This is a genomic window from Amycolatopsis sp. lyj-108 (genome assembly GCF_046549005.1).
Lineage (GTDB): Bacteria > Actinomycetota > Actinomycetes > Mycobacteriales > Pseudonocardiaceae > Amycolatopsis.
Genome location: NZ_JAJPWQ010000007.1, coordinates 354,264 through 366,603 on the forward strand (window position 1 = coordinate 354,264; position 12,340 = coordinate 366,603).

11 protein-coding genes and 1 pseudogene are annotated in these 12,340 nt (G+C 69.3%); 4 read left to right on the top strand and 8 right to left on the bottom strand.

Annotated features, from left to right (window positions below; translation table 11 throughout):
- Nucleotides 1–148 precede the first annotated feature (148 nt).
- Nucleotides 149–1,285 carry a serine hydrolase domain-containing protein gene (locus tag ACLJO0_RS26125; protein ID WP_410581066.1) on the top strand — a complete coding sequence of 379 codons (1,137 nt, stop codon included), beginning with the start codon at nt 149–151 and terminating at the stop codon, nt 1,283–1,285.
- Between the two features lie 51 nt (nt 1,286–1,336).
- On the opposite strand, the gene ACLJO0_RS26130 is transcribed toward ACLJO0_RS26125, so the two are convergent.
- The gene (locus ACLJO0_RS26130; RefSeq protein ID WP_410581067.1) at nt 1,337–1,465 is read right to left on the bottom strand and encodes a hypothetical protein; all 129 of its coding nucleotides are present in this window, start codon (nt 1,463–1,465) and stop codon (nt 1,337–1,339) included.
- Between the two features lie 373 nt (nt 1,466–1,838).
- Between ACLJO0_RS26130 and fusA the strand changes: the two genes are divergently transcribed.
- Nucleotides 1,839–3,878 (top strand): elongation factor G, encoded by a 2,040-nt coding sequence (gene fusA, locus ACLJO0_RS26135; RefSeq protein ID WP_410581069.1) that lies wholly within the window; start codon nt 1,839–1,841, stop codon nt 3,876–3,878.
- Nucleotides 3,879–3,974: 96 nt separating this feature from the next.
- On the opposite strand, the gene ACLJO0_RS26140 is transcribed toward fusA, so the two are convergent.
- The 6 genes and pseudogenes from ACLJO0_RS26140 to pdhA form a co-directional block, all read right to left on the bottom strand.
- Nucleotides 3,975–4,748 carry a PE-PPE domain-containing protein gene (locus tag ACLJO0_RS26140; RefSeq protein WP_410581071.1) on the bottom strand — a complete coding sequence of 258 codons (774 nt, stop codon included), beginning with the start codon at nt 4,746–4,748 and terminating at the stop codon, nt 3,975–3,977.
- A gap of 72 nt (nt 4,749–4,820) precedes the next feature.
- Nucleotides 4,821–5,099: a VOC family protein gene (locus tag ACLJO0_RS26145; protein ID WP_370305939.1), complete on the bottom strand. Its 279-nt coding sequence runs from the start codon at nt 5,097–5,099 to the stop codon at nt 4,821–4,823.
- Nucleotides 5,008–6,393: pseudogene (locus ACLJO0_RS26150) on the bottom strand (MFS transporter); the annotation flags it as partial. The gene ACLJO0_RS26145 and the pseudogene ACLJO0_RS26150, both read right to left, overlap by 92 nt.
- An 80-nt stretch (nt 6,394–6,473) precedes the next feature.
- Nucleotides 6,474–7,658 (bottom strand): dihydrolipoamide acetyltransferase family protein, encoded by a 1,185-nt coding sequence (locus ACLJO0_RS26155; protein WP_410581073.1) that lies wholly within the window; start codon nt 7,656–7,658, stop codon nt 6,474–6,476.
- Complete coding sequence (locus ACLJO0_RS26160; protein WP_410581074.1) at nt 7,651–8,649, bottom strand: alpha-ketoacid dehydrogenase subunit beta; 999 nt, start codon at nt 8,647–8,649, stop codon at nt 7,651–7,653. Before ACLJO0_RS26160 ends, ACLJO0_RS26155 begins: the two co-directional genes overlap by 8 nt.
- Nucleotides 8,649–9,737 carry a pyruvate dehydrogenase (acetyl-transferring) E1 component subunit alpha gene (gene pdhA, locus ACLJO0_RS26165; RefSeq protein ID WP_410581075.1) on the bottom strand — a complete coding sequence of 363 codons (1,089 nt, stop codon included), beginning with the start codon at nt 9,735–9,737 and terminating at the stop codon, nt 8,649–8,651. Before pdhA ends, ACLJO0_RS26160 begins: the two co-directional genes overlap by 1 nt.
- A 135-nt stretch (nt 9,738–9,872) precedes the next feature.
- Between pdhA and ACLJO0_RS26170 the strand changes: the two genes are divergently transcribed.
- Together ACLJO0_RS26170 and ACLJO0_RS26175 are read left to right on the top strand one after the other, a co-directional pair.
- Nucleotides 9,873–10,355 (top strand): Lrp/AsnC family transcriptional regulator, encoded by a 483-nt coding sequence (locus tag ACLJO0_RS26170; RefSeq protein WP_410581255.1) that lies wholly within the window; start codon nt 9,873–9,875, stop codon nt 10,353–10,355.
- Between the two features lie 323 nt (nt 10,356–10,678).
- Entirely contained in the window at nt 10,679–11,140 is a 462-nt protein-coding gene (locus tag ACLJO0_RS26175) for a hypothetical protein (protein ID WP_125795614.1), read from the top strand.
- Here ACLJO0_RS26175 and ACLJO0_RS26180 read toward each other — a convergent pair.
- Nucleotides 11,097–12,272, bottom strand: coding sequence for an ROK family protein (locus ACLJO0_RS26180; RefSeq protein WP_410581077.1), 1,176 nt, complete (start codon nt 12,270–12,272; stop codon nt 11,097–11,099). The two genes, ACLJO0_RS26175 and ACLJO0_RS26180, sit on opposite strands and share 44 nt — an antisense overlap.
- Between the last annotated feature and the right edge of the window lie 68 nt (nt 12,273–12,340).

Consider the following 12,340-nt stretch of genomic DNA (forward strand, 5'->3'; position numbering starts at 1 on the left):
TGGTGGGACGAATTCTGGTCCGAAAAATATTCGCCGGAGACGATGGGTAGCGCCAGCGCTACCAGTGATTCGGCAGCCTGCACTCCTGATCTTCGCGTCCGATCGGGCCAGGGTCGTAGGCATCGATCCGTTCGAGCAAGGAGTGCGAATGACAGTACGCAAGGGTGTCGTTGTCCTGACGGTAGCGGGGCTGATGGGCGCCGCGTGGACCACGACGGCGGACGCGGCGCCGGCCAAGGGGTCTGAGCTGCAGAAGGGCCTCGACTCGTTGGTGCGCCAGGAGAAGTTCCCGGCCGCGCTCGCCTACGTGGCCGACGGAAGGCGTACGGCGTCGCTGGTCGCGGGGTCCTCGCGGATCGATCGCCAGGTCCCGGTTCCCCGGGACGGCATGGTCCGGGCGGGCAGTAACACCAAGACGTTCACGGCGGTCGTGGTCCTGCAGCTGGTGGCCGAGGGCAAGGTGGAACTGGACGCGCCGATCGAGAAGTACCTGCCCGGGATCGTGCGCGGCGAAGGCATCGACGCCACGAAGATCACCGTCCGGCATCTGCTGCAGCACACCAGCGGGCTGCCGAACTACACCGAGTACCTCGGGCTGGAGAACTTCGAGCAGGTGCAGCACCGGTACTTCCCGAACCACGAACTGCTCGCCGCGGCCTTGAGCCACCCGGCGAAGTTCGCGCCCGGCACCAAATGGGAGTACAGCAACACCGGTTATCTGCTGGCGGGCATGCTGATCGAGAAAGTGACCGGACGCCCGATCCAGGAGCAGCTCACCGAACGCGTGATCAAGAAGGCGGGCTTGAAGCACACCTACTGGCCGCAGGTCGGCGACCAGACCATTCAGGGACGGCATCCGCAGGGTTACGCCATCGGCAACGCCGCCACCGGCAAGGTGATCGACGCGACCGAGCTGGACCCGTCCTGGGGCGGCGCCGCCGGGCAGCTGATCTCGACGCCGAGTGACCTCGGCGAGTTCTTCCGGGTACTGCTCGAAGGCAGGCTGCTGCCCGCCGCGCAGCTGGCCGAAATGCGGAAGACGGTCGACGCGCCCCTGTTCCCGGGAACGAAATACGGCCTCGGCCTGATGAGCAACCCGCTCAGCTGCGGCGGCGTGTACTGGGGACACGGCGGGGACATCCACGGATTCGAAACCCGCGGCGGAGCCACGGAAGACGGCCGCACCGTCGGGCTCGCCGTGACCGCGCTGCCGGGCACCTTCGGCGACGGGGCGAAGGGCGGCAATGCCGTCATGGCCACTGTGGACACCGCGTTCTGCAAGTGACGGGTGCAGGGGGTCGTGAGTGGCGATTCGGGTTCTAACCCGAATCGCCACTCACGACCACGGACGCGCGTTCCTCGTATGCGTCGATCCGCGCCACTCGGCCGGCAACGTCACCTGCAGCTCACGGCGATACGGCGCGACGAGGTCTCGGAACGCCTCGCCGTCACCGGTCTTCGCCAAGCTCAGCAGCTCGTCCGACCCCCCATGCCCGAAAGGATGGACACCGTCGTCGCCGGAAATTGGTCGGTCTCCGCGGAAAACCGGTTCCCGGCCCGCGTCTCCGGTGGCTACACTCGCCGCGAATCATCCCGGCGAGGAAGGACAGGACCGTGCGTCATCACTACGCCGTCGTCGTCCCCTCGGCCCGCTACGAGGTGATCCTCGTGTCTCCGCGCACCCGGTGCCTGCCGCGCGGCTAGCACCGGCCCGTTGACGAACGCCTGACTTTTGCGCGCCCTCTTCCCGTCGCCCCGCGACGGCGAGGGCGCCTGCCCCGCGTTCGCCCGAATCGCGCAGTCCGAGCTCCGGAGATCACTTTCGAAAGGCCCGTGCCATGCGCACCGTCCCCCTGTCCGCCGTCCGCAATCTGGGCATCCTCGCCCATGTCGACGCGGGCAAGACCACGCTGACCGAACGGATCCTGTACGTCACCGGCACCACCTACAAACGCGGTGAGGTCCATGACGGCACGACCGTGACCGACTTCGATTCCCAGGAGCGAGACCGTGGCATCACCATTTTCGCCGCCGCCGTCAGCTGCTCGTGGGACGGCCATCTCGTCAACCTGATCGACACCCCCGGCCACGTCGACTTCTCCGACGAGGTCGAACGGTCGCTCCGGGTCCTCGACGGCGCCATCGCGGTGTTCGACGGCGTCGCGGGGGTCGAACCGCAGAGCGAATCGGTGTGGCGCCAGGCAGACCGGCACGGCGTACCGCGGATCGCGTTCGTCAACAAACTCGACCGCGCGGGCGCCGACCTGGACGCGGCCGTGGAATCCATCCGGGAGCGGCTGCATCCGCGTCCGCTGGTGGTCCAGCTGCCGATCGGGGCGGAAGACGGTTTCGCGGGCGTCGTCGACCTGCTGCGGATGCGGTCGCTCGTTTGGGCCGACGGCGGCGAGACGGCCGAGGAAGGACCGGTTCCGGAGTCCCTTGTGGACGAAGCGAACCGGCGTCGACGGCTGCTCGAAGAGACCGTGGCGGAACTCCATCCGGCCGCGTTGGACGAGTTCTGCGAGTCGTCCGCGGTTTCGACGGAGACGCTGGTCTCGGCGCTGCGCGAGTTGACCCGCACGGGGGACGGCGTCGTGGTGCTGTGCGGCTCGGCGTACCGCAACCGCGGTGTGGAGCCGTTGCTGGAAGCCGTGGTGGCGTATCTGCCCTCGCCGTCGGATGTCCCGCCGGTCCGGGGTGAGTACGAAGGCACGGCCCACGAACGGCCCGCCGATCCGTCGGCGCCGTTCGCGGCACTGGTGTTCAAGGTGACGTCGACCGCGACCGGGCGGTTGACGTACCTGCGGGTGTATTCGGGCAGGATCCGGACTTCGGAGGCGGTGATGGACGTGGGCAGCGGCCGGATCGAGCGTGTCGGCCGCATCCTGCGGGTCCAGGCGGACCGGCACACCAGGGTGGACAGTGCCGTCGCGGGCGACATCGTCGCGGTGGTCGGGCTGAAGACGGCGCGTGCCGGCGCGACGTTGTGCACGCCGTCGGCGCCGCTCCTGCTCGAGCCGCCCGTCGTGGCCGATCCGGTCGTGTCGGTCGCCGTCGAGGCACGCACGGGAACGGACACGGAACGGCTGATGTCGGCGCTGGCGCGGCTGGTCGAGGAGGACCCGTCGCTGGTCATCCGGACCGATCGCGAGACCGGCCAGACGCTGCTCTCGGGAATGGGTGAACTGCATTTGGAGGTGGCGGTGGAGAAGATCCGGCGTGACCACGGGCTCGACGTCGGCGTCGGGCGGCCTCGCGTCGCCTACCGCGAGACCGTCGCGCGCGGCGTTTCCGGTTTCGTCTACCGGCACGTCAAACAGGACGGTGGCGCCGGACAGTTCGCTCACGTCGTCATCGACACGGAACCATTGGAGGAAGGGGAATTCGAGTTCGAGTCCACTGTGGTCGGTGGCCGGGTGCCGCGGGAATACGTCCGCGCCGTCGAAGCGGGTTGCCGTGACGCGCTGGCGGAAGGCCCGCTCGGCGGGCATCCGGTGACGGGTGTCCGGGTCACGCTGACCGACGGGGCCACCCACTCGAAGGACTCGTCGGAGATGGCGTTCCGGACGGCCGGACGGTTCGCGCTCAGGGAAGCGTTGCGTGCCGATGCGATGACGTTGCTGGAGCCGGTCGCCGAAGTGACCGTCACCGTGCCCGAAAGCGCCGTCGGCGTGGTGCTCGGCGACCTCGCCGCCCGGCGCGCCCGGGTACTGGGGTCGGCGGTGCGCGCGGGTACGACCGTGGTCACCGCGACCGTGCCGCTGGCCGAACTGTTCGGCTACGCGACGCGGCTGCGCAGCCGGACCCAGGGCCGGGGCACCTTCACGGCCCGGCCGACCGGCCACGCCCCGGCACCGGAGGGGCAGCCGGTCCGGTAGCTCGACGATGGCCCGCCCACGACACTGTGGGCGGGCCATCGCCCGAACCGCTGTCACCCGGCGATCGGGCGCCGGGCGGCAGCCGTCTTCAGCCGGTCACGCCACCGGCCATGGCGGACGGCAGTTCTGCCGCGGCAACGCGTGCGAACCGTTGGTGTACACGCCGTCCGCGATCGTGTCCTCCATGATCGAGCGGTGATCGGCCGGCCGGGCCCACTGGTAACACAGGTGCTGGGCGAAGTACCCGCCCGGCGCTTCGATGGTGTCGAAGTGGCAGACGCCGTCAGTCTCGATGCAGTAGCGGATGAACGGGATACCGCCGAAGTCGGTGCGGCCGGGCCCGAACGACACGTAGCCGCCGAACGGCGACGGCGCCCCGGTGCCCGGCGGGAGCACCGCGCTGATCCCGCGTCCCGGCGGACCGACGGGCTGCATCGGGTCGGCGAAGATCTTCGCCCTGAACCGCGACTTGTCCACGGCCAGTTTCCCGTCGGCGATGTCGTTCAGCACCAGGTTCGCGACCAGCGCGCCCTGCGAGTAGCCGACGACGGTGAATTCCGCGCCAGGGTTCTCGTCGAAGGAGCTCTGGACGACACGACGGGCTTCTTCGTGCCCGCGCGCGACGCTCTGGTCCATCGGCGTCTGGTCGCAGTTCGGTGCTCCGGCGGCCCCTGCCGGGTAGTGGACCACCTTCCGGATCCCGCCTCGCAACCAGGCGTCGTTGTAGACGGTCGCGGCTCCGTCGCAGGTGCCGCCGATGAGGATGTAGTAGCGCGCCTGGTCGGCCTGGGCAGACGGCGCGGTGACGCCGATCAGCCCGGCGGCCAGCGCGGCCGCCGCCAGGACCCCCCTGAGTTTCTTCACATTCATCGTCCCTTCCGTTCGATTACGGTGCGTGTTCGAACGCTAGGGATGCGTCATGAAATTCTGATGAAACGGCCTTCAGCGATGCGACAGCACGTTGACCACGTGACCGCCGGGGTCACGGACGAAGAACCGCCGGACGCCCCACGGTTCGTCGGTCAGTTCGTGCACGATCTCGGCACCGGACGCCTTCGCCTCCTCGTACGCCGCGTCGACGTCGTCCACCTGGATCGAGACGGCCGGGACGACGGGCGCCGTCTCGTCGTGGGTCATGAGACTCAGCTGCACCTCCGGACGGTCCGGATCGGCCAGGGTCACGATCCAGCCGTGATCCATCACCACTTCGAAGCCGAGCACCCGCTCGTAGAAGGCTTTCGCCTGCTCAAGTGACTTGGTCTCGAGGTCGGCCACCACTCTCTTGATCGACATGCGCCGATAGTGGCACAGCCCTCCGACGGTTTCGGGGGAGCAGGAGCGGCGTCGCGAGCATCAGCGCCCCGGCGATGCCGACCGCGGCACGCGGACCGGTGAACGCGGCGAGCAGCCCCCACAGCGCGGTCAGGGCCGCGGTGGTGAGTTTGCCGGCGATCGACCAGGCGGAAAGCGTGCGCGCCGCCCGGTCGAGGGGCACCATTTCGAGCCTGCTGGTGGCGAGCACCGGGTTGAAAACGCCGATACAGGTGATCAGGCAGAGTTCGACGACGATGACCAGGATCAGCCCCGGAACACCGGGCTGGATGAAGACCAGTCCGATGGGCCAGCAGATCCGCAGCCAACCGGCAACGAAGAGAACCCTGTCCCGGCCATACCGGGCGACCATGGTCCAGGAGAGTCTCGAACCGATCAGTCCGCCGAGGCAGGGCACGGCGAAGGCCACCGCGTACTCCCAAGGAGCGAAACCGAGCTGCCCGAGCATCAGGACGGCCATCAGCGGCGCGGTCGCCATGATCAGGCCGTTGACCACGATCGTGTTGACGAACAAAGGCCGCAGCAACGGATGGGTGAGGATGAACCGCCATCCTTCCCGCAGGTCGCGGCCGGTCAGCCGAGGACCTTCCCGCCTCGCGGGTGGCGGTTCCGAACCGCCGACCGCACGGATACCGAGTGCCGAGAGCAGATAGCTGACCGCGTCGGCGGCGATCGTGATCACCGGTCCGAACAGGCCGACGGCGAAACCACCGAGCGGCGGGCCGAGCACGGTCGCCGTCCAGGTCGTCGATTCGAACCGGGCGTTCGCGACCAGCAGATCTTCCGGCGGCAGCAGGGTTTTCAGGAAAGCCCCACTGGCCGCCAGGAAGGTGATGTCCGCCGCGGCGACGACGACCGACACGGCGAGAAGCTGCCCGAAGCCGAGCAGCCCGAACGCGTACGCCACCGGAACGGTCAGGAGCGCCGCGCAGCGGACGAGGTCCATCGCGATCATCACCGGCCGTTTCCGGCGGAACTCGACCCAAGGCCCGAGCGGCAGCGCGACCACGGCGCCGACGACGAGCCCGGCCGCCGCGAGGAGCGAGACCTCGGTGGTGCCGGCGCCCAGCGCCACGATGGCGATCAGGCTGAACGCGTCGAACGCGAACCTGGTGCCGAAAGCGCTCGCCGCGTACGCCGCCCAAAGCCAGCCGAACCGTCGCCCCAGCGATCTCCCACCCACCGCGAGATCAAAGCAAGCCGGGACGCGCAAGTCGAACAACGGGTCGTTGGCGGGTCACAACCGGCGGTTGTGCGACCCGCTCAGAGCTCCCCGAGCGCGGTGACCGGCGATTCGACGCAGTCGGCGACGAACCGGAGGAATCCGCCGGCGGTCCCGCCGTCGCACACCCGGTGGTCGAACGCCAGGGTCAGTTCGCAGACCTTCCTCGCCACGAGCGCGCCGTCGACGACCCAGGCACGGTCGATGATCCGGCCGATGCCGAGGATCGCCGCCTCCGGATGGTTGATGATCGCGGCCGAGCCGTCGACGCCGAACACGCCGTAGTTGTTGACTGTGAACGTGCCGCCCGCCGGGCCGGGTTTCCCTTCCCTGGCTTGTGCGGTCCGGTCGCCGATCGCCGCCGAAAGCTCCCTTGTGGACAGTGAACCCGCGTCGCGGACGACTGGGACGACGAGCCCGCGGTCGGTCTGCGCGGCGAAACCGAGGTTGATGTCCCGCAGCTGGACGATCTCGTCGCCTTCGACGCGCGAGTTCAGCTCGGGATATTTCCGCAGGCCCGCGACGGCGAACCGGGCGACGAGACCGAGGAGGCTCACCGGGCGGTCCGGTGCCGAAGCGTTGAGCGACTTCCGCGCGGCGACGAGTTCGGTCGCGTCGACGTCGACCCAGACCGTCGCCTCGGGGATCTGGCGTCGCGAGGTCGTCAGTTTGTCGGCGACCGCCTTGCGGACCCCGGTCAGCGGGATCCGTTTCTCGCCGTCCTTGGATTCGGGGACGGCGAGCGCAGCTTCGACGTCGGCGCGCCGGATGATGCCGCCGGGGCCGCTGCCGGTCAGTTTCGTCAGGTCGATCTTGTTGTCGGCGGCCATCTTGCGGACGAACGGCGAGATCACGCCCGGGGCTTTCGACGCCTTCTCGGGAGTCGCGACGACGGTGCGCGTCCGGCGGCGCCGCGTCGTGGTGGTCGTGCCGTAGCCGATGAGGACGTTGCCGCTGCCTTCGCTCGCCGTCGTCACGCCGGGTTCGGTGAAGCCGGGGCCGATGGTGAGCAGGGGAGCGCCGACCGGCAGCGACTGGCCGGGTTCGCCGTGGAGGCGGGTGACGACACCGGCGAACGGCACCGGCACCTCGACCGCGGCCTTCGCGGTCTCCACTTCGACGACGGGCTGGTCGACGCCGACGGTGTCGCCTTCCGCGACGAGCCAGTTCACGATCGACGCCTCGGTCAGCCCCTCGCCGAGGTCCGGGAGCAGGAAGTCAGGCACCGGCCACCACCGGTTCGTCGTGCCACTGCAACCGGGCGACGGTGTCCAGGATCCGGTCGACGTCCGGAAGCTGATGGCGCTCCAGCTTCGGTGGCGGATAAGGGATGTCGAGTCCGGTCACGCGCAGGACGGGAGCGTGCAGCTGATGGAAACACTGCTCGGTGACCCTGGCGACCACCTCGGCGCCGTAGCCGCCGAAGCCGGCCGCCTCGTGGACGACGACCGCGCGTCCGGTGCGGCGCACCGAAGCGGTGACGGTCTCGTCGTCGAACGGGCTCAGCGACCGGAGGTCGACCACCTCGACGTCCCAGCCCTCGGCGGTCGCCGCCTCCGCGGTCTCCAGTGCGGTGGCGACCATCGGGCCGTACGCGATCAGCGTGACGTCCTTGCCCCCGCGGCGGACGACCGCGCGGTCCATGGCCGCGCCGTCACGGGTGAAGGACACGGGCTCCTTCGACCAGTAACGGCATTTGGGCTCGAGGAAGATCACCGGATCCGGTGAGTCGATCGAATCGCGGAGGAGGTCGTAGGCGTCCTGGGGAGTGCCCGGCGTGACGACGCGCAGGCCCGGCGTGTGCGTGTAATAGGCCTCACTCGAATCGCAGTGGTGCTCGACGCCGCCGATCCCGCCCGCGTAAGGGATCCGGATGACCATCGGCAGCGACAGCGCGCCGCGGGTCCGGTTCCGCAGTTTCGCGACATGCGAGGTGATCTGCTCGAACGCGGGGTACGCGAAGGCGTCGAACTGCATTTCGACCACCGGACGGAACCCGCCCATCGCCATCCCGACCGCGAAGCCGACGATGCCGGACTCGGCCAACGGTGTGTCGAAACAGCGTTCCTCGCCGAAGTCGGCGGTGATGCCGTCGGTCACCCGGAACACCCCGCCGAGCGGGCCGACGTCCTCGCCGAAGATCAGCACGCGGTCGTCGTCCTTGATCGCGTCACGCAAGGCGGCGTTGAGGGCTTGTGCCATCGAGATCTCGGTCATCAGGCCTCCGATTCGGCCGCGACCAGCGCCCGCTGGGCGGCCAGCTGGCGGGTCGGAACGGCGTACACGTGCTCGAACAGGGACAGGGGATCCGGCTCGACGTCGGCGTTGAGGGTGTCGCGCACTCCTGCGGCGAACGTCTCCGCCTCAGCCCGGAATCGCTCGATATCGTTGGCGGACAACAGGTCCTCGTTGGTCAGATAGGTTTCGAGACGGCGGACCGGGTCGGCCGCTCGCCACTTCTCGACCTCGGCCTGGTCGCGATAGCGGGTCGCGTCGTCGGCGTTGGTGTGCGCGTCGATCCGGTAGGTGTGCGCCTCGACCAGTACCGGTCCGAGACCGGACCGCGCGTGCGCGACGGCGTCGTCCAGCACCGAAAGGACCGCGACGGCGTCGTTGCCGTCGACCTGCTCGGAACGCACGCCGTAGCCGACACCCTTGTAGGCCAGCGCGGGGGCGGCGCTCTGCTTCTCGAACGGCACCGAGATCGCGAACCCGTTGTTCTGCACGAAGAACACCACGGGAGCTTTGAACACGGCCGCGAAGTTGAGCGCCTCGTGGAAGTCGCCTTCGCTGGTGGCGCCGTCCCCGATGAGCGCGAACGCGACGCTGTCCTCGCCGCGGCGCTGCATCGCGTGGGCGAGCCCGGCCGCGTGGAGGGTCTGGGTGGCCAGCGGGGTGCACTGCGGAGCGACACGGGTCTTGGCGGGGTCGTAGCCACAGTGCGCGTCGCCGCGAAGGAGCGTCAGGATCTCGCCCGGTTCGAGCCCGCGGGCGACCAGCGCGACGGAGTCGCGGTAGGTGGGGAAGAGCCAATCCGCGTCGGTGAGGGCCAGCGCGCTCGCGACCTGGCAGGCCTCCTGGCCGGCACTCGACGGGTAGACCGCGAGGCGGCCCTGTTTGGTCAGCGCGGTCGCCTGCGCGTCGAACCGGCGGCCGAGCACCATCAGCCGGTAGGCCTCGACGAGCCGCTCGGACGGCGGCTCGGAGTAGTGACCGTGCTCGTCGACGCGGGTGCCGTCCTCGGCGAGGAACCGCACCGGGACTCCGGACGGCAGCAACGCGGCGGCGGGGGTCTCCCTCGACATGGCGCAGCACCACCTTTCACAGACATATGATGCTGAGATGGTGGATTCCGGAGTCCCAGTGTTCAAGGCCCAGGCGAAATGAGCGACAAACTGTCCTCAGAATCGGTTCAGCCGAGCCAACCGTCCGGCAGTGGCGTGGCTCACGGCCGGGATCCAGGACGAACGGTCCTTGCCCTCGACGACATCGATCGCGCGATCCTGGCCGAGCTGTCCGCCGACGGCAGGCTCGCCGTCCGCGCGCTCGCGGAACGACTGCACATCTCGCGCACCAACGCCTACGCGAGACTGGACCGCCTGATGTCCGAAGGCGTCATCACCGGCTTCGGCGCCCGGATCGACCCGCGGCGCGCCGGACTCGGAACGAGCGCGTACATCCTGATCACCGTCGAGCAGACCTCGTGGCGCACGATGTCGGCCGAATTGCGGCAGATCCCGTTCGTCGAACACGTTTCGCTCGTCGGCGGCGACTTCGACATCCTGCTGCTGGTGCGGACGCCGGACAACGCGTCGCTGCGGGACGTCGTCCTGGAGCGACTGCAGGCACTGGACGGCGTGCGGTCCACGCGGACCTGGCTGATCTTCGAGGAGCAGTCAGGCGCCGCCCCACGTGAGTGGTGATCGGTCCGTGAAGGCCTCCTTGAGGGACCCAGAGTCCCTCAAGGAGGCCTTCACGCACCGGTGAACGCGGCTGAGTCCTATGGTCTCGTCTGGCGAGCCGTCTTGACCGGCTGCTGTAACGCTCTCCGCCCGCCCGCCGAATACAGGCGGGTTCGACGGCGGAGGGTGGTGCCCCGCGGGCGAGACCGGAGCCGTTGCACCCTGTTGATCGAGGCGCATCGCCGGACAGGCCATTCGGGTGATAACGGTTCGGCATTCGATGTATCTGGTGTGCTCCCCATTGACACCTTCGTGCGATCGCGGCGACTGGGTGGAGGAATGCGGTGACGGTGGAGGACGCGGGTCAGGATTATCTGACGCGGCAGATCGGGGCTCTGCTCGAGGCGATTCGCGAGGAGGGTCCGGTCGGCGAGGGCAGACGTAGTTTCCGGCTCGCCGGGCATCTCGCCGCGGAGGGCGGGTTCCACCTCGGCGACATCCTCGCGGCGACGGCGCACTTGCTGGCGGTCCACGCTTGGAACAACGGCTACCTCGGCGCGGCGGAACTGCTGACGCGCCGCATGCGGGACTTCGGTGCCGAGTCCGTGGAGCTGGTGCGGTACCTCGTGAGGCTGGAGACCGGGAGCGAGCAGGGCTGGCTTCCGCGAGACGACCGCGAAGCCCTCATCGACTACGCGCGGCGCGCCCAGCGGCCCGATATCGAGCGGCGGGCGCAGGCGATCGAGCCGTTGCTGCCCGGGGTCAGCGGCCCCGAGCATCCTGATCGGATGGCCAGTGAGTCGTGAGATAGTGCTCCGGATCCGCGAGAACGCCTCGGATCACCGAGCCGGCGGCACCGCGTACGGCGGCTCCGGTGCCGAGCGACGATCGGATGACGCGGACCGGCGACCACGCCGTGCTGGGCACTCGGCGCTCCAGTTCGGCGAGGAGTGGCTCACGCAGCCATGGTTCGAGCCGCGCGTAGGTCCCGCCTAGCACCACCGCCGGGACGTCCATCAGGTTGACCACAGTGGACAGTCCGATGCCGAGGTGGCCGGCGGCGGTGGTGACCGCGGAAAGGGCCGCACCGTCGCCGGACTCCAGTGCGGAGACCAGCTCGTCGACGGTCTCCGCGCCCGCGAGCCGCAGGATCTCCTCCTGGCCCGCCATCCGTTCCAGGCAGCCGTTCGCGCCGCAGGAACAAGGCGGGCCGTCGGGTGCCACGGGCAGATGGCCGATCTCGCCGCCCGCGCCGCGGACGCCTTCGAACAGGGCACGATCCAGCACGATTCCCGCACCGATCCCGATCTCGCCGGACACGTGGACGAAATCCGGCAACGCCGAGCCGTGCCAGAGTTCGGCGAGCGCCGCGAAGTTGGCTTCGTTGGCGACGGTGAAGGTCTCCCCGAGCCGGTCCGCGAGGTCGACGTCGCGCCAGCCCAGGTTGGGGGCCAGTCGCACGAGGCCGGATTCGACCAGACCCGGAACCGCGATACCGACGCCGCCGACGGGCACCCCTTGCGCGTCCGCCTGCTTCCGTGCCTTGCGCAGGAACGCCGACACGCGCTGGAAAACGCGAGGGGTTCGGTTGTCCGCGTATCGGACCTCCTCCGCCCGGACGGTGCCGTTCAGATCGACGAGGCAGGACGCCAGGTAGTCGACGCCGATCTCGATGCCGAGTCCGTGCGGGCCGGTGGGGGAGAGCGACACGACGGTGCCGCGCCTGCCGGGGCCCGTCCGGCGTTCCGGCTCGCCTTCGGCCACGAGATCCGCCGCGATCAAGCGGTCGACCACGATCGACACGGTGGCCTTCGTGAGCCCGGTGGCGGCGGCGAGGCCCGCCCGCGAGGTGCCGGGGCCGTCCGCGATCGCGCCGAGGACGAGGGCGGCGTTGTGCTGCCGCACGGTGTGCTGTCCCGCCGGACGCGTGCCGATCATCGGGCGAGTGTATTCGTTCGATGCCTGAACGAAAGCCTTGACCCGCCGGATCACCGTCGATAAGTTCA